Source organism: Marilutibacter penaei, from assembly GCF_014145395.1.
GTDB lineage: Bacteria > Pseudomonadota > Gammaproteobacteria > Xanthomonadales > Xanthomonadaceae > Marilutibacter > Marilutibacter penaei.
This window is the reverse complement of the sequence record NZ_JACHTE010000001.1, coordinates 111733-132478: the sequence shown is the minus strand read 5'-3', so window position 1 is coordinate 132478 and position 20746 is coordinate 111733. Positions and strand designations below refer to the sequence as shown.

20 protein-coding genes, 1 tRNA gene and 1 pseudogene are annotated in these 20746 nt (G+C 68.6%); 15 read left to right on the top strand and 7 right to left on the bottom strand.

Annotated features, from left to right (window positions below; translation table 11 throughout):
* Nucleotides 1-6 precede the first annotated feature (6 nt).
* The 4 genes from H4F99_RS00560 to H4F99_RS00545 all read left to right on the top strand — a co-directional run bounded on the left by H4F99_RS00560 (nucleotide 7) and on the right by H4F99_RS00545 (nucleotide 6107).
* On the top strand, nucleotides 7-2877 hold the full coding sequence (locus tag H4F99_RS00560) for a TIM-barrel domain-containing protein (RefSeq protein WP_182667766.1): 2871 nt from the start codon (nucleotides 7-9) through the stop codon (nucleotides 2875-2877).
* 3 nt (nucleotides 2878-2880) lie between these two features.
* Nucleotides 2881-5295, top strand: coding sequence for a glycosyl hydrolase family 95 catalytic domain-containing protein (locus tag H4F99_RS00555; RefSeq protein WP_182667765.1), 2415 nt, complete (start codon nucleotides 2881-2883; stop codon nucleotides 5293-5295).
* Nucleotides 5296-5448: 153 nt separating this feature from the next.
* Nucleotides 5449-5751 carry a type II toxin-antitoxin system HigB family toxin gene (locus H4F99_RS00550; protein WP_182667764.1) on the top strand — a complete coding sequence of 101 codons (303 nt, stop codon included), beginning with the start codon at nucleotides 5449-5451 and terminating at the stop codon, nucleotides 5749-5751.
* The gene (locus tag H4F99_RS00545) at nucleotides 5748-6107 is read left to right on the top strand and encodes a helix-turn-helix domain-containing protein (RefSeq protein ID WP_182667763.1); all 360 of its coding nucleotides are present in this window, start codon (nucleotides 5748-5750) and stop codon (nucleotides 6105-6107) included. The genes H4F99_RS00550 and H4F99_RS00545 overlap by 4 nt, the downstream gene beginning before the upstream one ends.
* Nucleotides 6108-6307: 200 nt before the next feature.
* Here the strand turns inward: H4F99_RS00545 and H4F99_RS00540 are convergent.
* A tRNA-Met gene (locus tag H4F99_RS00540) sits at nucleotides 6308-6384 on the bottom strand.
* Between the two features lie 132 nt (nucleotides 6385-6516).
* Between H4F99_RS00540 and H4F99_RS00535 the strand changes: the two are divergent.
* The 3 genes and pseudogenes from H4F99_RS00535 to bfr all read left to right on the top strand — a co-directional run.
* Nucleotides 6517-6970: pseudogene (locus H4F99_RS00535) on the top strand (RNA pyrophosphohydrolase); the annotation flags it as partial.
* 284 nt (nucleotides 6971-7254) lie between these two features.
* Entirely contained in the window at nucleotides 7255-7455 is a 201-nt protein-coding gene (locus tag H4F99_RS00530) for a (2Fe-2S)-binding protein (RefSeq protein ID WP_182667761.1), read from the top strand.
* Between the two features lie 132 nt (nucleotides 7456-7587).
* Nucleotides 7588-8058, top strand: coding sequence for a bacterioferritin (gene bfr, locus H4F99_RS00525; protein ID WP_182667760.1), 471 nt, complete (start codon nucleotides 7588-7590; stop codon nucleotides 8056-8058).
* 4 nt (nucleotides 8059-8062) lie between these two features.
* On the opposite strand, the gene H4F99_RS00520 is transcribed toward bfr, so the two are convergent.
* Nucleotides 8063-8638 carry a DUF4126 domain-containing protein gene (locus H4F99_RS00520; protein ID WP_182667759.1) on the bottom strand — a complete coding sequence of 192 codons (576 nt, stop codon included), beginning with the start codon at nucleotides 8636-8638 and terminating at the stop codon, nucleotides 8063-8065.
* Nucleotides 8639-8713: 75 nt separating this feature from the next.
* On the opposite strand from H4F99_RS00520, the gene H4F99_RS00515 reads away from it, so the two are divergent.
* From H4F99_RS00515 to H4F99_RS00490, 6 genes are all read left to right on the top strand, one after another.
* Nucleotides 8714-9508 carry a DUF6776 family protein gene (locus H4F99_RS00515; RefSeq protein ID WP_425487983.1) on the top strand — a complete coding sequence of 265 codons (795 nt, stop codon included), beginning with the start codon at nucleotides 8714-8716 and terminating at the stop codon, nucleotides 9506-9508.
* A 2-nt stretch (nucleotides 9509-9510) separates the two neighbouring features.
* Nucleotides 9511-9927, top strand: coding sequence for a bactofilin family protein (locus H4F99_RS00510; protein ID WP_182667757.1), 417 nt, complete (start codon nucleotides 9511-9513; stop codon nucleotides 9925-9927).
* Nucleotides 9928-10112: 185 nt separating this feature from the next.
* Nucleotides 10113-10871, top strand: a complete 759-nt coding sequence (locus H4F99_RS00505) for a DUF6776 family protein (RefSeq protein WP_182667756.1) — start codon at nucleotides 10113-10115, stop codon at nucleotides 10869-10871.
* A gap of 48 nt (nucleotides 10872-10919) precedes the next feature.
* The gene (erpA, locus tag H4F99_RS00500; RefSeq protein WP_182667755.1) at nucleotides 10920-11309 is read left to right on the top strand and encodes an iron-sulfur cluster insertion protein ErpA; all 390 of its coding nucleotides are present in this window, start codon (nucleotides 10920-10922) and stop codon (nucleotides 11307-11309) included.
* A 12-nt stretch (nucleotides 11310-11321) separates the two neighbouring features.
* Nucleotides 11322-12260: an NAD(+) diphosphatase gene (nudC, locus tag H4F99_RS00495; protein ID WP_182667754.1), complete on the top strand. Its 939-nt coding sequence runs from the start codon at nucleotides 11322-11324 to the stop codon at nucleotides 12258-12260.
* Between the two features lie 63 nt (nucleotides 12261-12323).
* On the top strand, nucleotides 12324-13262 hold the full coding sequence (locus H4F99_RS00490) for a hypothetical protein (RefSeq protein WP_182667753.1): 939 nt from the start codon (nucleotides 12324-12326) through the stop codon (nucleotides 13260-13262).
* Nucleotides 13263-13297: 35 nt separating this feature from the next.
* Here the strand turns inward: H4F99_RS00490 and H4F99_RS00485 are convergent, their stop codons facing one another.
* The 5 genes from H4F99_RS00485 to H4F99_RS00465 all read right to left on the bottom strand — a co-directional run bounded on the left by H4F99_RS00485 (nucleotide 13298) and on the right by H4F99_RS00465 (nucleotide 17268).
* Nucleotides 13298-13576 (bottom strand): CD225/dispanin family protein, encoded by a 279-nt coding sequence (locus H4F99_RS00485; protein ID WP_182667752.1) that lies wholly within the window; start codon nucleotides 13574-13576, stop codon nucleotides 13298-13300.
* 24 nt (nucleotides 13577-13600) lie between these two features.
* Complete coding sequence (locus H4F99_RS00480) at nucleotides 13601-14020, bottom strand: DUF2752 domain-containing protein (protein ID WP_182667751.1); 420 nt, start codon at nucleotides 14018-14020, stop codon at nucleotides 13601-13603.
* A gap of 69 nt (nucleotides 14021-14089) precedes the next feature.
* Nucleotides 14090-14374 carry a CD225/dispanin family protein gene (locus H4F99_RS00475; RefSeq protein WP_182667750.1) on the bottom strand — a complete coding sequence of 95 codons (285 nt, stop codon included), beginning with the start codon at nucleotides 14372-14374 and terminating at the stop codon, nucleotides 14090-14092.
* Between the two features lie 106 nt (nucleotides 14375-14480).
* Nucleotides 14481-16448, bottom strand: a complete 1968-nt coding sequence (locus tag H4F99_RS00470) for an MFS transporter (protein WP_182667749.1) — start codon at nucleotides 16446-16448, stop codon at nucleotides 14481-14483.
* 322 nt (nucleotides 16449-16770) lie between these two features.
* The gene (locus H4F99_RS00465; protein WP_246371173.1) at nucleotides 16771-17268 is read right to left on the bottom strand and encodes a hypothetical protein; all 498 of its coding nucleotides are present in this window, start codon (nucleotides 17266-17268) and stop codon (nucleotides 16771-16773) included.
* A 549-nt stretch (nucleotides 17269-17817) separates the two neighbouring features.
* On the opposite strand from H4F99_RS00465, the gene H4F99_RS00460 reads away from it, so the two are divergent.
* Both H4F99_RS00460 and H4F99_RS14590 read left to right on the top strand, forming a co-directional pair.
* Nucleotides 17818-19560 (top strand): class I SAM-dependent DNA methyltransferase, encoded by a 1743-nt coding sequence (locus H4F99_RS00460; protein WP_246371172.1) that lies wholly within the window; start codon nucleotides 17818-17820, stop codon nucleotides 19558-19560.
* Entirely contained in the window at nucleotides 19557-20690 is a 1134-nt protein-coding gene (locus H4F99_RS14590; RefSeq protein WP_182667748.1) for a restriction endonuclease subunit S, read from the top strand. The genes H4F99_RS00460 and H4F99_RS14590 overlap by 4 nt, the downstream gene beginning before the upstream one ends.
* Nucleotides 20691-20746: the final 56 nt, after the last annotated feature.

Genomic DNA, 20746 nt, shown 5'->3' with positions numbered 1-20746 from the left:
GAAGGAATGCAAGTGAACCTGAAGACCGCGCGGGCGTGGAATGGCGCCGGGCTCGCCCTGCTGGCAGTGGCGGTGTCCCTGGTCGGTGTCGGCGAAGCGCTGGCGTCGGACTGGGAGCGCTCCAACGCCGGCATCACCGTCCGGCCTTCGGCCGAAGGCGCCGCCGACGTGCGCCTGGAGGTGGTCGATGCCGGCGTGATCCGCGTGCTGGCCGACCCGGACGGCCGCTTCGAACGCTCGCCGAGCCTGATGCGCATCGCCGACGGTGACGGACCGCCGCCCTACGAGGTGAGCGAAGGCGATGGCGTGGTCCGCCTGCAGGCGCCGCGCATCTCCGCCGAGGTATCGACGGTGGACGGTCGCGTCGCCTTCTTCGACGCCGCCGGCCAGCCACTGCTCGCCGAGTCCGCCCGCCACTTCGAGCCGGTGGAGTTCGAGGGCACGTCCTACTACGGCATCCGCCAGCGCTTCCTTTCCCCGGACGACGAGGCGTTCCATGGCACCGGCCTGCACCAGCAGGGCTGGATGAACCTCAAGGGACGCGACATCGAACTGCTCCAGCACAACATCGACAACGCCATCCCCTACCTGGTCTCCACCCGCAACTACGGGATCCTCTGGGACAACAACTCGATCACCCGCTACGGCGACCCGCGCGGCCTCCGGCCATTGGGCGAATCCTTCTCCCTGTACGATGCCGACGGCCGCGAAGGTGCCCTGACCGCGACCTACAGCGTGGGCGGCGAGACCAGGGTCGTCCGTCGCGAGGACGCCATCGACTACCAGTTCCTCAGCGACCTGCCGCGCTTCCCCGAGGCGGGCAAGAACCTCGAGGAGGGCGGTCGCAGCCGGGTCGCCTGGGAAGGCGAGATCGCCGCCCGCACCGACGGCCGCCATACCTTCTCGATGTACAACAGCGAGTACGCCCGGTTGTGGATCGACGGCGAGCTCGTCCTCGACCGCTGGCGGCAGAACTGGAATCCCTGGTACCACGAGACCGCGCTCGACATGAAGGCGGGCGAGCGCCATTCCATCCGGCTGGAGTGGGACCGCATCGAGCCCGCGTACCTGGCCCTGCTGGCGCGCGACCCGCTGCCCGCCGAAGAGGCACGCGACCTGTCGATCTGGTCCGAGGCGGCGCAGCTCATCGACTACTACGTGGTCGCCGGCGACGACATGGATGCGCTGATCGCCGGCTACCGCGGCCTGACCGGCAAGGCGGTCATGCTGCCGAAGTGGGCCTACGGCTTCTGGCAGAGCCGCGAGCGCTACAAGAGCCAGCAGGAACTGACCGACGTGCTCGACGAGTACCGCCGTCGCCGGCTTCCGATCGACAACATCGTGCTGGACTGGTCGTACTGGCCCGAGGACGCCTGGGGTTCGCACGACTTCGATCCGGTGAACTTCCCCGATCCCGCCGGCATGGTCGAGCACGTCCACGACCGCGACGCGCAGATCATGATCTCGGTCTGGCCCAAGTTCTACCCGACCACCGCGCACTTCAAGGAGTTCGATGCCAAGGGCCTGATGTACCGCCGCAACATCGAGGTCGGCGAGCGCGACTGGATCGGCGAAGGCTACCTCAGTTCGTTCTACGACCCGTATTCGAAGGAGGCCCAGGACATCTTCTGGCGGCAGGTCAACGGGAAGCTCAACAGCAAGGGCTTCGACGCCTGGTGGCTCGACGCCACCGAACCGGACCTGCACGGCAACCTCGACACCGACGAACGCAAGGCACGCACGACGCCGACCGCGCTGGGATCGTCGGTGGAGTACTTCAATTCGTATCCACTGGTCCACTCCGAAGGCGTCTACCGCGGCTCCCGCGAGGTCGACCCGGACAAGCGCGTCTTCATCCTGTCCCGCGCCTACTTCGCGGGCCAGCAGCGGGCCGCGGCCGCGTTCTGGAGCGGCGACATCGTGCCGCGCTGGGACGACATGCGCGAGCAGGTCTCGGGCCTGGTCAATGCCTCGATGGCCGGCGCGCCCAACGTCAGCTTCGACATCGGCGGCTTCTCGCCGGAGGTGCGCTATGCGACCCAGGACCCCGCGCACCTGCCGGAGTGGCGCGAGCTCAACCTGCGCTGGTTCCAGTACGGCACCTTCGTGCCGATCTTCCGCCTGCACGGCCAGTACCCGTACCGCGAGATCTGGAACATCGCGCCTGAAGGCACCCCGCACTACGACAGCTTCGTCTATTACCTGAAGCTCCGCTACGCGCTGATGCCCTACATCTATACGCTTGCCGCCGATACCTGGCACCGCGACGGCACCATGCTGCGCGCGCTGACGATGGACTTCCCGGGCGACGCCCGGGTCGCCGACATCAACGACCAGTACCTGTTCGGCCCCGCGTTCCTGGTCGCGCCCGTGACCGGGTTCGGGGCCACCCGCCGCGAGGTCTACCTGCCGGCGGGCACGAGCTGGATCGATTTCCACACCGGCCAGCGCCACCGGGGCGGACAGTCGATCCAGGCGGCGGCCCCGCTCGAGCGAAGCCCGCTGTTCGTGCGCGCCGGCGCGATCGTGCCGCGCATCACCGTGCAACAGCATGTCGACGAGGTGCCGGATGCGCCGCTGACCATCGAGGTCTACACCGGTGCCGACGGCGTGTCCTCGATCTACGAGGACGATGGCCGCGACTACGGCTACGAACGCGGCGAGCACAGTCGCATCCCGCTGTCATGGAACGAGGCCACCGGCGAGCTGACCCTGGGCGAGCGCGTCGGCAGCTGGCCCGGCATGGTGGAATCGCGGGAGGTGCGCGTGCGCTGGATCGACGGTCCGCGCGTCGATGCCGGGGCGCTGGAACCGGCCGCCGACGCGACCGTGCGCTACGAAGGCAAGGCGATCGTCGTGACGCGCACGGGACGCTGACCCATGCAGGGTGGTTCGCCGCCATTCGACCCCGGCCGCCGCGATGCCCTGCGCGCGGCCGTCGCTTCGGCGATCGCGGCGGGTGCCAGCGCGTTGCCGACGGCGTCGGATGCGCAGGCCGGGGCCCGCATGGACGCGTCCCTCGCGCCTCCGTCGGCCGGGGTCGACTGGTCCGCGTTCCGGCTCTGGTATCCCCGGCCCGCGACCCAGTGGGTCGAGGCGCTGCCGCTGGGCAACGGCCGGCTGGGCGCGATGGTCTGGGGCGGCGGCAAGCACGAGCGCCTGCAACTCAACGAAGACACGCTCTACGCGGGCGGCCCGCATGACGCGACCTCGCCCGACGCACTCGCGGCCCTGCCCGAGGTCCGCCGGCTGATCCTGGCCGGTCGCCCTGCCGAAGCGGAGGCCCTGGCCGACCGGGCCATGATGGCCCGCCCGATCAAGCAGATGCCGTACCAGCCGCTGGCGGACCTGGTGCTGGACGTCCGCAACGTCGCCGAGCTGGACGACTACCGGCGCGAGCTCGACCTCGACGGCGCGATCGCCCGCGTGTCGTTCCGCAGCCGCGGCGTGTCCCACCAGCGCGAGGCCTTCGTTTCCGCACCGGCGCAGTGCCTGGCGGTGCGACTGCAGGCCGGACGGGCGGGTTTCCTCGACCTGCGCGTCGGCCTGGACAGCGAACAGGACGTCGAAGTGACTGCCCGCGACGACGAGCTCCTGCTGCGCGGCCGCAACCCCGCCCGCAGCGGTGTTGCCGGGCGTTTGCGCTTCGCCGCACGGGTGAAGGCCATCGCCCGGGGCGGCGAGCTCCGCGCGGTCGACGGGCGCATCGAAATCTCCGGCGCGGACGACGTCCTGCTGCTGCTGACGGCGGCCACCAGCTTCCGCCGTTACGACGATGTCGGCGGCGACCCCGAAGCGGACACCCGGCGCAGGCTGGATGCCGCCGCCGCCCTGGGGTGGGACGGATTGCGGTCGGCCCACCAGGCCGAGCACCGCCGGCTGTTCCGGCGCACCGCGCTCGACCTCGGCAGCACGACCAACGCCTCGCTGCCCACCGACGAGCGCGTGCGCCGTTTCGCGGACGGGGCCGATCCCGCGCTGGTCCCGCTGTACCACCAGTTCGGCCGCTACCTGCTCATCGCCAGTTCGCGTCCCGGTACCCAGCCGGCCAACCTGCAGGGGATCTGGAACGACCTGATGGATCCGCCGTGGGAGAGCAAGTACACGATCAACATCAACACCGAGATGAACTACTGGCCGGCGGAGGCCAATGGCCTGGCCGAATGCGTCGAACCGCTGGAGCGGATGCTGGTGGAATTGTCCGAAACCGGCGCGCGCACCGCGCAGGCCATGTACGGCGCACCCGGCTGGGTCGTGCACAACAACACCGACCTCTGGCGGCAGGCGTCGCCCCCGGACGGCGCGAAGTGGGCGTTGTGGCCGATGGGCGGGGCATGGCTGCTGCGCCAGTTGTGGGACCGTTGGGACCACGGGCGCGACCTGGATTTCCTCGGGCGCGTCTATCCGCTGTTCAAGGGCGCCGCGCGGTTCTTCTCGGCCACGCTGGTCGAGGACCCGCGCAGCGGTGCGATGGTGACCGTGCCCTCGTTGTCGCCGGAGAACGTGCATCCCCATGGCGCCTCGCTCTGCGCCGGCCCCTCCATCGATGCGCAACTGCTGCGCGACCTGTTCGCCCAGTGCATCGAGGCCGCCGGCCTGCTCGGCGTGGATGCCGATTTCGCCGCCCGGCTCTCGGCCCTGCGCGAACGGTTGCCGCCGCATCGCGTCGGCAAGGCCGGCCAGCTGCAGGAATGGCAGGAGGACTGGGACATGGAAGCGCCGGAACCCCACCACCGCCACGTCTCGCACCTGTACGCCCTGCACCCGTCCAGCCAGGTCAACGTACGCGACACGCCAGCGCTCGCGCGGGCGGCGAGGCGTTCGCTTGAACTGCGTGGCGACGAAGCGACGGGCTGGGGCATCGGCTGGCGGCTGAACCTGTGGGCCCGGCTGCGCGACGCCGAACGCGCCCACGCCGTCCTCACCCGGCTGCTCTCGCCCGACCGCACCTACCCTAACCTGTTCGACGCGCACCCTCCGTTCCAGATCGACGGCAACTTCGGCGGCGCGGCGGGCATCGTCGAAATGCTGGTGCAGAGCTGGGGCGGATCGATCTTCCTCCTGCCCGCGTTGCCCCGTGCCTGGCCCGCCGGGCGCCTGTCGGGTGTCCACGTCCGCAATGCCGCCACGGTCGACCTGGACTGGGCCGGGGGCGTGCTCACCGGCGCGACCCTGCGGTCCAGTCGGGGAGGGCGATACCGCGTCGTCCACCGCGACGTCGGGCTCGACCTGGACCTCGGGGCTGGCGAAAGCGCCACCCTCCGTTTCGACGCCGGGCGACTCGTGCGCGCATGAACGCAAAAGCCCCGCTCGATGGCGGGGATTGGTCATGGTGGCGGCTTTGTTGGCCGACTTGGGAAGGATGGCGGGAGCCAATTCGAGTCCGCGAATCGGCTTTGAATCCTTGGGCAGTTGTCACGGTCCCAATTTGGGACTATGGTGCGTTCGATGAAGGTAATCGCCATCAGCACCTTGAGGGGCTTCTGGAAACGCCATCCGGACTCCGAACAGCCCCTGAAGGCTTGGTACGACGAAGCCAAGCACGCTGCCTGGACCACGCCACAAGACATCAAGAATCGCTACGCCAGTGCCAGCTTTGTCGGCAAGAACCGAGTGGTGTTCAACATCAAGGGCAATGACTACCGACTCATCGTCGCGGTCGCCTATCGGTTCCAGGCCGTATACATCAAGTTCATTGGCACCCATGCCGAGTACGACCGGATAGATGCCGCCACCGTGGAGGATCCATGAACATTCACCCCATCCGCACCGAGGGCGACTACAAGGCCGCGCTGCGCGAGCTGTCCGCGTACTTCGACAACGAGCCGGAGCCGGGTACCGAGGATGGCGATCGCTTCGAGGTCCTTGCCACCCTGGTCGAGGCCTACGAGGGCAAGCACTTCCCGATAGGGGCTCCTGATCCCATCGAGGCAATCCGTTTTCGCATGGAGCAGGGCGGATTGACGGTGAAGGACCTCGTGCCCTCGATCGGTCAGCCCAATCGAGTCTATGAGGTGCTGAACCGCAAGCGCGGCCTCACCATCGAGATGATCCGCAACTTGCATCGGAACCTGGGCATCCCGGCGGAAAGTCTGATTGGCGCCTGATGGTTCGTCGGACGGAGCGCGGACCGTCAAGGCAACAACGGACCGTCAAGGCAACAAGAAGGAATGCCACAGAGTCGATCAACAATGTGGCTGCGACGGGCTGCCATCAGGAGCGCTGCTGAACTCGGATTGTTTCCTTCAGGAGCGACGGGCAGGCCCCGGAATGCAAAAGCCCCGCTCGATGGCGGGGCTTCTTCGTATGGTGGCTATGGGTGGACTCGAACCACCGACCCCAGCATTATGAGTGCTGTGCTCTAACCGGCTGAGCTACATAGCCACGGGGTGAACCGCGAATTTTCCCCGGATACCCTTTCCCTGTCAATGACATTTGCGGTGGCTTGTGGCCGTCCGGGGGGCATGGCAGAGTCGGAACCAGCGACGCAAGTCGAAGAATCCAGGAGTCCGCATCGTGATCGATCCGGACGGTTACCGGCCCAATGTCGGCATCGTGCTGATGCACCCCGACGGCCGCCTGTTCTGGGCGCGCCGGGTCCATCGTGATGGCTGGCAGTTCCCGCAGGGCGGGATGAACAGCGACGAAACCCCTCGCGAGGCGATGTACCGCGAGCTCCGGGAAGAGACGGGCCTGCTGCCCGAGCACGTCGAACTCCTTGGCGAGACCCCCGGCTGGCTGCGTTACCGGCTGCCCCCGCGCGCGATCCGGCGCCATGACCGGCTGGTCTGCATCGGCCAGAAGCAGGTGTGGTTCCTGCTCCGGCTGGTGGGGGGAGAGTCGGCCTTGCGGCTGGACCTGACCGACAAGCCGGAGTTCGACCATTGGCGCTGGGTCGATTACTGGTATCCGGCCGAGCACGTGGTGGTATTCAAGCGCGGCGTCTACGCGCGTGCGCTGATGCACCTCTCGCAGTTCACGCAAGGCATCCCGGGCGTGCAGCAGGAGCCTCCGGTGGAGGTGCTGCGCCGCAGCCAGGGCCGCGATCGCGACCGCAGCTGGCGGGGAACCCGGCCCCGCCCGCGGCCCCAGGGCGCACGCGACGACGGGGCCGGCAGCCGCCGCGGCGGCTCCGCCTGAACGCCAGCGCGCCAGGCCGGCGCCCCCGCCCCGCGATACATTGACAATCATTCTCATTCGTGGTGGAATGAACCTGCAGCCGGTCCGGCTGCGCCGCCAGGCCCAGCCCACCGCATGTACGTCTGCATCTGCAACGGGGTCACCGACCAGGACATCCGCCAGGCCGCCGAGGCCGGTTGCGGGAGCGTGTCGGAACTGACCATGCGGACCGGCGCAGGCGCCAACTGCGGCAGCTGCCTGGACATCGCCGCGCAGATGCTGGATTCGCACCGCCCGCGCGAGATGCCGCTGCCGCTGTTCTCGCAGGCCGCCTGAGGCCCGTCGCCCCGCCCGGGGCCGCCCTTCCGTGACAACGATTCGCGTCCGCAGGCGCAGGCGATTCGTGTTTCGTCATGCCGCTTCGCGAGTCGCTAGAGTGCTCCCATAGCCGCCATACGGAGCACCGCCATGAAAGGCGACAAGAAGGTCATCGAGTACCTCAACAAGGCGCTCTACAACGAGCTGACCGCGATCAACCAGTACTTCCTGCACGCCAAGATGCTGAAGAACTGGGGGCTCAAGGAGCTCGCCGACCACGAGTACCACGAGTCCATCGACGAGATGAAGCACGCCGACAAACTGTCGGATCGCATCCTGTTCCTCGAGGGGCTGCCGAACTTCCAGGCGCTCGGCAAGCTGAAGATCGGCGAGACCCCGAAGGAGGTCCTCGAGTGCGACCTCGCGCTGGAGAACGAGGCCGTGCCCCTGCTGCGCGAGGCCATCGCCTACTGCGAGTCGACCTCGGACTACGTGAGCCGCCAGCTGCTGTCCGACATCCTCGATTCGGAAGAGGAACACATCGACTGGATCGAGACCCAGCTCGCCCTGATCGAGCACATCGGCGAGCCGAACTACCTCGCGCAGAAGCTGGAGGACTGAGGCCTCAGGCGGGACGCGGCTGTCGGCGGAACAGCCGGCGCCACACCCACCAGAGTACGAGCCCGATCGCCAGGCTGATCAGCACGACCAGCCCCAGCGTGACCCACGGGTAGGCGAACACCAGCCCGAGCAGGCCCACCACCGCCACGTCCTCACCCACCGAGGCGGTCCAGTTGGTCACCGGCTCGGGCGAGGTGTTGAGCATGGCCCGCGTGCCCGACTTGAGCAGGTGGCTGCCGAGCGCGACGCCGGCGCCGGCCACCATCGCGCCGGTGCCCAGTTCGCCGTCGGGCGACAGCGTCGCGGCGGCGAGGAACGCGCCGGCCGGGACCCGCAGCAGGGTATGCAGCAGGTCCCAGCCCGAATCCACGCCGGGGATCTTGTCGGCGAAGAACTCCGCGATCGCCAGCGCGCCGGACACGCCCAGCACCCAGGGCGACTCGGTGGCCTGCAGGGCCTGCGGCAGGTCCAGCCAGCCCAGCGCACCGGCCAGCCCCACCCCGAACACGGTCAGGTAGACGCGTACGCCGGCCAGCCAGGCCAGCACCACGCCAATTGCGAACAGGTGCGCATCCGTCATCGCCGCGACCCCGCTAGAATGGCCTTCGAGTATATCCAGAAGGCCGACGCGGACCCGGGTGTCCGCGACCGCAGCATGAACGACGTCCCCCACCCCGCGCCACCGCCGCGCTACCGCATCGTCCGCGACGGCCCCGACCGGCGCCGGCTGTGGCAGGTCCTGCTGGCGCTGGCCTGGGCGGGCAGCGTGTTCGCGGCCTGGCAGGTGTCCCGCAGCGTGTTCGCGCCGGGCCTGCCCGAGATCAGCGGTGCACTGGCGTCCTCCCGCCAGACGGTCAGCGCGCAGCGCGACGAGCTCGACCGGCTGCGCCAGCGCGTCGCGATCCTCGAAACCTCCGACGGCATCACCCGCGACGCCAACAAGCAGGTCCAGCGCACCCTGGCCGAGCGCGAGGACGAGATCGCCGGCCTGCGCGAGGACGTCGCGTTCTACGAGCGACTGGTCGGTGCCACCTCGCCGCGCAAGGGCCTTAACGTCCATTCCGCCCAGTTCATGCGGGAGGTCGGCGGCACCTGGCGCTACGAGCTGGTGCTGACGCAGAACCTCAACCGCGGCGCGGTCAGCCGCGGGGCGCTGCGTTTCTCGATCGAAGGCGTCGACGGCGGCAAGCTGGCCAGCATCGACTGGAACCGGCTCCACCAGCGCGAGGCGGCGCCGGCGCAGGCCTATTCGTTCCGCTATTTCCAGCAGCTGAGCGGCAGCGTGATGCTCCCGGAGGGGTTCACCCCGCAGCACGTGAAGATCCGGCTCGATACCGGCGAGCGGACGCTGGACCAGACCATTGCCTGGCAGGCCGGGGAGGCCGCGCCCGGTGCCGCGGATTCGGCCGTCACGGCCGTCGCGGTCCACGAAAAGAAAGGGGAGTCCTGACCATGTTGAAGAAGAAATCCGAACAGTTCGACGGCAGCGTCGATACCCTCATCGGCCCGCAGGTCGTCATTCGCGGGGACCTGGAGTTCAGCGGCGGCCTGCACGTCGAGGGCCGGATCATCGGCAAGGTGATCGCCACCGAAGGGGGCAAGGCCATGCTGACGCTCGCCGAGGGCGGCGTCATCGAAGGCGAGGTGCATGCGCCGATCGTCGCCCTCAATGGCAGCCTGACCGGCGACGTGCACGCGTCCGAGCGCGTCGAGCTGGCGCCCAAGGCGCGGGTGCGCGGCAACATCCACTACAAGGTGGTTGAAATGTGTGCCGGCGCCACCCTCACCGGCCGCCTCATCCACGTGGACAGCCTGCCGGCCGAGCACGTGGTCGAGGGCGGGCGCGAGGCGCTGGTCGAAGCCGCCTGAACCCGGCCTGCGGGGCGATGCCGCCCCGACGGTACTGGCTGAACCGGCGCAGCGACCCATGACCCCGGTGCCTTGACGGTCCCGGTGCGGCCTCCTATACCGGGGACATGGATGCCCCACCGCCCGACCGGCCCGAACCGTCCGGCCCTGCCGGCCCCGACGCCGGCGCGTCTTCCGGACCCCAGGTGCCCCCGTTCCCGCTGCCGCCCCGCCTGCGGCGTGCGGCGTGGGGCCTGGCCGGCGTGATGGCGGTGGCCCTGGCGTTCGGCGCCTGGGGCCTGTGGCGCGTGGTCGCCCCGGCCGGGGAGGACGTCCAGGCGCGTCTCCAGGCCAGTGAAACCGCGCGCGAAGGCCTGGAGGCCCGGGTCGACGACCTGTCCCAGCAGGTCGCCACGCTCGGCCGTTCGGACCAGATCAGCCGCGACGCCAACCTCGACCTGCAACGCACGCTCGCCGAGCGCGACGAGGAGATCGCCGGCCTGCGCGCGGATGTCGCGTTCTACGAGCGCCTGGTCGGCGCCACCGCCCAGCGCCGCGGCCTCAGCGTGCACGCGATCCGCTTCGAGCCCATGGGCGACACCGCCTGGCACTTCACCTCCACGCTGACCCAGAACCTCAACCGCGGCGCGGTCAGCCGGGGCGTGCTGCGGGTCGCGATCGAAGGCACCCGCGACGGCAAGCGCGAGGTCCTGTCCTGGGCCCTGTTGCGCCAGGACGAGGGCGCGCCCGGCGTTGCGTACTCGTTCAAGTATTTCCAGCAGGTCGAGGACGACATCTTCCTGCCCGAGGGTTTCGAACCGGTGCGGGTGCGGGTGCAACTGCAACCCGAATCGGGCCGTGCGCTCGAACAGGGCTTCACCTGGGCCGACGCCACCCGCGGCAGCCCGCCCAATGCCGAGACCGGTGCCGAAGCGGACACCGGCGCCGCGCCTGAGCCGGGATGAGCCCGCCCGTGGCTTGAAAGGCGCCCGTTCGCCCCCCATCCTGCACGCATGGATATCACCCCGCTGCCCACCGCCCAGGACACCGCTGCGCCGGACTACCAGTCCCTCGGCCAGGCATTGGCCTTCACCTCGGCCGCGGCGGCGAAGGTACGCGAACTGATCGCCGAAGAAGGCAATGACGCGCTGAAGCTGCGGGTCTACATCCAGGGCGGCGGTTGCTCCGGCTTCCAGTACGGCTTCGAGTTCGACGAAGCCCAGGCCGAGGACGACCTCGCCGTGCAGACCGACGGCGTGACCCTGCTGGTCGACCCGCTCAGCCTGCAATACCTGATGGGCGCCGAAGTGGACTACACCGAGAGCCTGCACGGCGCGCAGTTCGTGATCCGCAACCCCAACGCCAAGACCACCTGCGGCTGCGGCTCCTCGTTCTCCGCCTGAGGCCGCCGCGCCATGGGCCACGACGGAACCCCGCCGTTCGCCTTCATCCCCGACGTCGACGGGCGCGCCACGCTCGACCGTGCCGACCGCCTGCGCGCCGACAGCGCCGCCCTCGACCGCCTGTGGGCCGACGCGCGCGTGGTCCTGCTCGATGCCGACGGCCGCGCGCTGGCCGATGACGACGGCATGCTCGCTGCGCCGACCGGCCGCGAACTCAGCGGCGGCAACGGCGGCAGCGGTGTCTCCACCTTCCTCGGCCTCGACGACGACGGCCAGGCCTGGTTCTCGCTCGACGCCGCCCGCACCGCCTTCGTCGCCCCGCGTACGGTGGACCTGCGCAGCGCCGGCGCCCTCTGGCCGCAACGCGAGGCCGCGGTCTTCGCCGAGGCGCGCGCCCTCCAGCACTGGCACCTCCGCCATCGCCATTGCGGCGCCTGTGGCACCGGCACCGAGATCCTGCGTGGCGGCTGGCAACGCCACTGCCCGGGCTGCGGTCTGGACCACCATCCGCGCACCGATCCCGCGGTCATCGTCGCCGTCGCCGACGGCGAGCGCCTGCTGCTCGGCCGCCAGGCCAGCTGGCCGGCGCGGCGCTGGTCGGTGATCGCGGGCTTCGTCGAGCCGGGCGAATCGCTGGAGCAGGCGGTCGCCCGCGAAGTGCTGGAGGAAACCGGCCTGCGGGTCGAGCGCTGCCAGTACCGGGCCTCCCAGCCCTGGCCCTTCCCGGGACAACTGATGCTCGGCTTCGACGCCGAGGCCCGCGGCGAGCCGCAGCCCAGCGACGAACTGGAGCAGGTCGCGTGGTTTGACCGCGAAGCCATTGGCGCCGCCCGCCAGCGCGACCTCGACGACGACGGCGAGGGCGTCCTGCTGTCGCCGCCGCTGTCGATCTCGCGCTGGCTGATCGAGCGCTGGTGGGCGCGCACACCGGGTGGGGCTTCACGCGGCTGAACCCGTCGCGCGTGCAGGCTAGAATCAAGGCCATCACCCGCGCAGCGCCGGAGCCCGCGTTCCATGTCCGTCACCCTGATCGCCACCGTCGTCGCGCTCGTGCTGGGCCACCTGGCCCCTTCACTGGCGAATGCGGTCCGCAGCCACGGCTGGTTCACCGACTGGCTGCGCTGGCTCGACGGCCGTTTCGACGAAGGCAGTTTCTGGCGTGGCCCCTGGGGCGTGCTGGTCGCCCTCGCGCCGCCGCTGCTACTGGTCGCCATCTTCCAGGCCGCCGTCGATGGCGCCATGTTCGGCCTCGCCGGACTGCTGTTCGGCATCGCGGTGCTGTTCTATGCGTGGGGCCCGCGTGACCTTGACGTGGACGTCGACGCCGTCGTGCAGGCCCCGGATCCGGCCAGCCGTCGTGCCGCCGCGGAGCGCCTGTGGCCGGACGACAGCCCCCCTTCGCTGGCCAGCGGTCCGCTGGTGGATGCGGTGTTCCAGAGCAGCGTGCGCCGCTGGTTCGGCGTGCTGTTCTGGTTCCTGCTGCTCGGCCCGTTCGGCGCGCTGCTGTATCGCCTGACCGCACTTGCCGCCCACGGCGACGCCGCGCGGCAACTGCCCGCCGGTACCGTCCAGGGCGCGCGCACCCTGCTGACCGCACTGGAATGGCCGGTCGCGCAACTGGTGAGCCTCGCGCTGGCGATCGTCGGCAACTTCGACACCGTCCTGGCGGCCTGGAAAGAGAACGGCGGGGCCAGCCTGGCCTTCGATACCCGCTTCCTCGGCGCGGTCGGCCGGGCCAGCGTCCGCAGCGAACTGGCCGAAGAGGCGGGCGACTACGCGGTCGCCGGCGAGCCCGACGAGACCGAAGCCGGCGGCAACCGCAGCGTGGCGGCCATCCCCGCGCTCACGGGCGATTTCCCGGAACTGCGCGACGCGATGAGCCTCGTCTGGCGCGTCCTGCTGGCCTGGCTCGCGGTGATCGCGCTGTTCGTGATCGCCGGCTACGTGAACTGAGGGCGGCCGGCCCGGGTGGCCGGCGGGGTGCGGCGTCAGTGGGTGCCGAACAGGGCGCCCAATAGGCTGAGGCCCCCCATGAACATCATCCACGCCAGGACCAGCACCGGCATGATGATGGCGGACGCGAGCGCCCAGTTCCACGCGGATCGCGAGGCGGCCCGCGCGGCTTCGACATTCCCCGATGCACGCAGGCCATCGACCTTCGCGGCGTAGACGATCGACACGATGCCCAGCGGCATGCAGCAGAACAGGGTGGTGAGGATGGCCCAGACCAGGTTGTTCGGGACGTACTCGCCGTGCGGTGCGCTCATGTCAGGCTCCAGTGGGGAACGCGGTCAGCCCGGCGCCAGCCAGGTAAAGGGCCACCAGGGCAGGTTGCGGGCAATCCAATAGCCGACCAGCAGCACCAGCCACGGCAGCGGCGCGGCGAGGCGGGGCCACAGCCCGGCCAGCGCGGGCGGCTGCCAGCCGGCGGCATTGAGCGCCATCAGGACGAGGACCGGCGACAGCAGCACGGCGAGCGGATTCATCGCCATCGCATGCCCAAGGTCGCCGTGGACCAGCGCATGTAGGGCGCGGGTGCTGCCGCATCCCGGGCACAGCAGGCCGGTCATCCAGGTCAGCGGGCACCCCGGCAAGGGGCTGTCCGCGGCGTTCGGGTCGACGTGCAGCAGGACGGCGACGGCCACCAGTCCGCCCAGGGCCAGCAGCAGGGTGGGCAGGGCTTGCAGCCACCGGGCGGGCAGGGCGGACATCGACGGGCGGGCGGCCAACGCGGGCGGGGCGAACGGGCCGCAGCGAAGGCGCGGCCCGTTGCCGTTCGATCAGTAGCTGCCGGTCATCGCGCCGGACATCATGCCCATGCCCACCAGGCCGACGTAGATCAGGACGCCCGCGATACCCACGCCGAACGCGACCCACGCCCAGGTCTTGGCCTTGTTGGACGCGTCCTGCGCACCGGCGATGTCGCCCGCGGCCAGCTTGCCGTTGACCTGCGCGGCGTAGACGATCGACACGATGCCGGCCGGCAGGCAGCACAGGATCGTCGACAGGATCGCCCACACCAGGTGGTTCGGGACGTGGGCGTTGACGGGTGGCGGAGTGCTCATGGATTCCCCTTTCAATTGACGTGACGTGCGATGTAATGCCGGCCAGGGCCGGTCCCCGCCGTCATCGTAGCAACATGTCGCGTCGGGGTGGTGTCCGGTGTTCCGTTCACGCGTCCTCGCCCCGCAGCGCGCGGATCCGCGCTTCCAGCGTCGCGGCATCGACGCTCGCGCCGTCCAGCGGTGCATCCGCCACCACTTCGACATGCGCGCGGAAGCGACGCGGCACGCGCATGCGGCCCAGACGGGTGTCGCGCCGGCTCCACATGCTCGACCACATGCCCTTCAGTGCCATCGGCACCACCGGGACGTCCTGACCACGCGCCGCGGCGCGCTCGAGGATGTGCTCGACGCCGCTCTTGAACGGCGCGATTTCGCCGTCCTTCGTCAGCGCGCCTTCGGGGAAGATGCCGACCAGTTCGCCCTCGGCCAGCGCCGCGTCGATCTCCGCCATCGCGCGGCGCAGCAGTTCGGGGTCTTCCTTCGCGCTGGCGATCGGGATCGCCTTGGCGTGCTTGAAGATCCAGCGCATGATCGGGATGTTGAAGATCCGGTAATACATGACGAAGCGCACCGGCCGCGGGATGCTCGCCGACAGGATCAGCGCGTCCATGTAGCTCACGTGGTTGCAGGTGATGAGCGCCGCACCCTCGTCCGGCACGTGCCGTTCGACGCCGCGCACCTTCAGCTTGTACAGCACGCGCACCAGCAGCCAGCTGAGGAAGCGCATCAGGAACTCGGGCACGATCGTGAAGATCCACGCCGCCACCAGGGTGTTGAGCACCGCCAGCGCCAGGAACACCTGCGGGATCGTCCAGCCCAGGAGTTTCTGCGCCGCCAGCGGCAACAGCGCACCGGCGACGATGAAGCCGGAGTTCTGGATGTTCAGGCCGGCGAACACCCGCGACAGCTCCTGCTTCGGCGTGCGGCTCTGGATCAGCGCGAACAGCGGCACCACGAAGAAGCCGGCGAACACGCCGATACCGGTCAGGTCCATCACGATCCGCCAGCTGCCCGCGCTGCGCAGGAAGCCCAGCACGTCCAGCCCGGTCGCCGCCGGCAGCGCGTGGCGGGCGAAGTACAGGTCGAGCACGAACGCGCTGATGCCGAACGCGCCCAGCGGCACCAGGCCGATCTCGACGGTGCGGCCGGACAGCTTCTCGCACAGCAGCGAGCCGGCGCCGGTGCCAACCGAGAACAGTGCCAGCGCGAAGATGTAGAGCGTCGCGCCGCCGCCCAGCCAGGTTTCGGCATAGACCGGCAGCTGCGAGGTCAGCGCAGTGCCGATGAACCAGAACCACGACACGCCCAGCACCGAATTGCGCACCGCCACCTGCCGCCGCGCCAGACGCAGCATGTGCACGGATTCGGGGATCGGGTTCCAGTTGATGTTGAGGTCGGGCGCGCCGGCATCGACGCGCGGGATCAGCCGGCTGACGACATTGCCGAGCACCGCCAGCGCGATCACCGTGCCGCCCGCGGCCCAGGGGCCGAGCTCGCCGGTCAGCTTGAACAGCAGGCCGCCGAGGATCATGCCGAGCAGGATCGACATCGAGGTGCCCATCTCGACCAGGCCGTTGCCGCCGGTGAGTTCCTCGGGGCGCAGCACGGCCGGCAGGATCGAGTACTTGACCGGGCCGAACAGGGTCGACTGCACGCCGGTGCAGAACAGCGCGACCAGCAGCACCGGCAGGCTCTGCAAGCCGAAGCCCACCGCTGCCAGCGACATGATCGCGATCTCCATCGCGGTGGTGATGCGGATCAGCCGGTGCTTTTCGAGCTTCTCGGCGACCTGGCCGGCGAGGCCGGAGAACAGGAAGTAGGGGAGGATGAACACCGCCGGCGCCAGGCTGGCGTACAGCGCCTTGTCCTCGCTGCTGGCGCCCAGCCAGTACAGCATGCCGATGATGGCCTGGCGGAAGACGTTGTCGTTGAAGGCGCCCAGCGCCTGCACGAGGAAGAAGGGCAGGAAGCGCCGCTGCCTGAGCAGCCCGAACTGGCTGCGGGCGACGGGCAGGCCGGCATGCGGGTCGGGCACGGCGGCCGTCGTCGTGGTGTCGGGCGTTTCCGGTGCCATCGTCGCTCCCCAGGTGTCGAGGCCGGAGTGTAGCGGGTCGGGGTTTCGGGGCTGGCGTCGTTGGGCACGCGTTATCGGGTGCATGGCGAGCCGGGGCGCGGGCATGCGTCGTGACCGTGGGGGTGCGCCGCAGACCCGGGGTGGGCTTCCTTGCGATCGTGGGGTCCCGCCACGAACCGGTGGTCTTCGCGGCGAATGTCCCCCGGCCTTCGGCCTCCTCCTTGATTTCGCCGCGAAGGCCCCCGGCCCGGGGCGGGGTGGTCGGGAGGCGGACCAAAAAGCCCCGCGTTGCCGCGGGGCTTGCTTCAGCGCGAGGCCGGTTTCAGTTCTCGACCGGGGAAGGCTTCTGGGGTGGCGACGGCGGCGCGTCCGGCCGCGTGCCGTTGCCTTCGAAGCGTTCGCCCAGCAGCTGGCGCAGGGCATCCACGCCCTCGCCCCGCGCTGACTTCAGGAACTGATAGCCGCGCAGGGCCGCCATCATCGCGTCGCTGCCCAGCGCGGTGTCGGTGTGGTGGATCTTCTCCATCGTCTGGGTCAGCCGCACCGCCCGCGTGTGCAGGGCGTCGTGCGAGGCGACGTCGCGGCGCATTTCCTCCAGGTCGAAGTTGCGCGGCAGCAGGTCGAGGTTCTCCGCGAATACGTCCAGCGACTTGCGGACGAAGGCCTCGGATCCGTCGCCCATCTTCACCAGCCTCTTGCGCTGGTCCGTGGCCAGCGCGACCAGGATCGGCTCCAGGGCCGTGTTGAGCTGGGTGATCGCCTCATCCACCGCGCTCCACTGCTCGGTGGTCATGTGCGTGCTTGCAATGTTCTGTGCCATGTCTTCCGTGTCTCCATTTGAATGAACGTGCTTCCTTGCCGGCCGTCGTGGCCGGCCCGCGGATGAAAGCACAGATGGCGCGCGGGGTCCCGTACGCCGGCGAACGCCCGCGCGGTCACCGGGAGGGGTGCGCGCAGTTCCCCCGGCAGGGGTCGAAAGGGCCGCGGCGGCCCGTGCGAGGGCACCCGGCGGGGGTGTCATGCACCAGATTGGTGCGCTCGGACGGCAGCGGGGGTATGCCAGCGGGCCGGCCGGGCCCGTCAGTAGGCCCGCGGGGCCCTCGGCCGGGGTTGCGGCGCCCTCCGCCGGAGCTGGGACCGTGCGCGTGAATACCGGCGCGGTCCTCGCAGGCAGGGTGCACCGCTATCGCGAGGGCCGTGGCGGGGAGTGCGTGGACGCCTCATCGTCCGACCGAACGGCTCCCGCGGCCCTCGCGAGCGCCCCGCCGGCCCCGGAGGCAACTGCGTCTGAGCCTGCCGAAGTAGGCGATCCCGCCGCGATGGGCGATCATCTGGACTGGGGAAGCAGAAGAGCAACGCACCGGATCTCATGTCTCTTGAATCACAAGCTGAACGCTTCGTCGAAGCCCTCGTTTCACTGGAAGGAAAGGCCGGCAACCAACGGCTCCGCGACGTACTGGGCTGGGAGGAGAGCACCTACCAGCGGGTCAAGGATCACCTGGTCGAGGCGGGCCGGATCCTACCGGGACGCGGACGTGGCGGCTCGGTGGCCCTCGTCGACCCCTCGGATCAAGCGGCTGCCGCTGACGTGGCACGGCCGGCCCGTGGTGAGGCAACCAAGCCTGCCAGGGCTCGCAACGGCGACGGCAACCCCTACAGCAACCCCTACAGCCAGGCCTTCAACGCCATCGACAAGGCCATGCGCAACGACGAGGGCCTGGCGTCCGAGCTGGACTACGCCGAGCAGACCTCGTGGCTGCTGTTCCTGAAGTACCTGGATGACATGGAGCATGAGTGGGCTGATGAAGCCGCGCTCGAGGGCAAGACCTACGATGCCATCCTGACCAAACCTTACCGCTGGCAGGACTGGGCGGCGCCGAAGGTGGCAGACGGCAATCCCGACCCCAATGCCCGCACCGGCAGCGACCTGATCGAGTTCGTCAACGGCAAGCTGGTCCCGCACCTTAAGTCGTTCAAAGACAGCAGCGTCGATGCCGACAGCCTGCAGTACAAGATCGGCGAGATCTTCTCCGAGGTCGCCAATCGCTTCCGCTCCGGTTACACCCTGCGCGACGTGCTGCAGATCGTCGACACGCTAAGCTTCGGCAGCTCCGAGGCCAAGCACGAACTGTCCGACCTGTACGAAACCCGCATCAAGCGCATGGGCAATGCCGGGCGCAACGGCGGTGAGTACTACACCCCGCGCCCGCTGATCCGCGCGATGATCCAGGTGATCCAGCCCCAGATTGGCGAGACGATCTATGACGGCGCCTGCGGGAGCGCCGGCTTCCTGTGCGAAGCCTGGGAGCACCTGCGCCGCGACGATCTGTCCGCGAAGGACTGGGACACCCTCCAGCGCAGGACCTTTTACGGGCAGGAGAAGAAGTCGCTGGCCTACGTGCTGGGTGTGATGAACATGATCCTGCATGGGATCGATGCGCCCAACATCCGCCATGCCAACACGCTGTCCGAGAACGTCATGGACATCCGGCAGAGCGACCGCCATGACATCGTGCTGGCCAATCCACCGTTCGGCGGTGGCGAGCGGCAGGAGGTACAGCACAACTTCCCGATCCGCAGTTCGGAGACGGCCTACCTGTTCCTGCAGCACTTCATCCGCAAGCTCAAGGCCGGCGGTCGCGGCGCGGTGGTGATCAAGAACACTTTCCTCAGCAATACCGACAACGCCAGCGTCGAGCTGCGCCGCGAACTGCTGGCCAACTGCAACCTGCACACCGTGCTGGACTGCCCGTCCGGCACCTTCCAGGGTGCCGGCGTGAAGACCGTGGTGCTGTTCTTCGACAAGGGCACCCCGACGCGCAACGTCTGGTACTACCAGCTCGACCCCGGCCGATCGCTGGGCAAGACCAATCCCCTCAACGATGCCGACCTGACCGAGTTCGTCGCCTTGCAGAAGAGGAGGGCCGGCGGCGAGAAGAGCTGGACTGTCGACGTCGCCGACGTGGATGCGGCCACCTGCGACCTCTCGGTGAAGAACCCGCACGCCCCGGAAGCAGCGCCGCAGCGAACGCCACGGCAGATCATCGACGACATGCTGGCGCGGGATGCGGAGACAGCGCAGCTGCTGAAGCAGGTGAGGGGGATGTTGTGAGCGAGTGGGAGCAGATTCCACTCGGGGACGTACTGACCCTGCACTATGGAAAAGCGCTCGATGGCGCGATGCGCGGAGCGGATGGCTCGGTGCCTGTTTACGGCGCCAATGGAGTCAAGGACTACGCAGAAGTGTCACTGACTTCCGGTCCCACTTTGGTGGTCGGCAGAAAGGGGTCGGCGGGCGAAGTGACCAGAGCAGTGGGCCCGCTCTGGCCTTTGGACGTCACGTACTACACGGAGCATGATGCAGAAAGGATCGATTTCGTTTTCCTGGAGCATTTGCTTCGTCTGCTCGATCTGCCGTCCTTGGCGAAAGGAGTGAAACCGGGCATCAACAGGAATGACGTTTACGAACTGAGGATTTCGCTTCCGCCGCTGGATGAACAGAAGCGCATCGTCGCGAAGCTGGATCAGGCCTTCGCCGCCCTCGACCGCGCCCGCACCAATGCCGAAGCCAATCTTGCAGATGCGAAGACAGTCTTTGCCAGGCACGTTGACATCGCGCTCTCTGGTCGTGAGAAGACATGGCGCACAAAGTCACTCGGCGATCTTGCGGAACTCCGTAACGGAATCAACTTCACGAAGGCAAGCAATGGCAAGCAGGTTCGCGTGCTTGGTGTGAAGGATTTCAAGAACTACTTCCACGCGCCGGATACGGGGCTTGATCAAGTAACTATCGACGGCAAGCCCGATGCGGGCGAGTCCTTGCGCAGAGGCGACATCGTATTTGTTCGTTCAAATGGGAACCCCCAACTAGTCGGCCGCTCTCTCGTAGTTGAAGGAATGAGTCAGGATACGGCGCATTCAGGATTCACTATCCGGGCTCGACTTCACAACGAAGAGCTCTTGCCTGATTATCTCGGACACTTCGTCAAATCGAGCGCTGTCCGCAGGAAGATGGTGGAGGGCGGAATCGGCACAAACATCAAGAGCCTGAATCAAAGGACGCTTTCGCAGTTGCTCATTTCATATCCGGATAGGAATGAGCAAGCAAGGATTGTCGACCGTTTGAGAGCAATCCGCGACGAGACTCAACGCCTCGAATCTCTTTGCGTTGACAAGCTCGCCGACATTGACGCCCTCCGCCGATCTCTACTGCGCGCCGCCTTCTCCGGCCAACTGAGCTGATACGGTTGCCGGCATGTCCGAAACGGAAGCCGACACCCGCACCTACCGCATTGGTC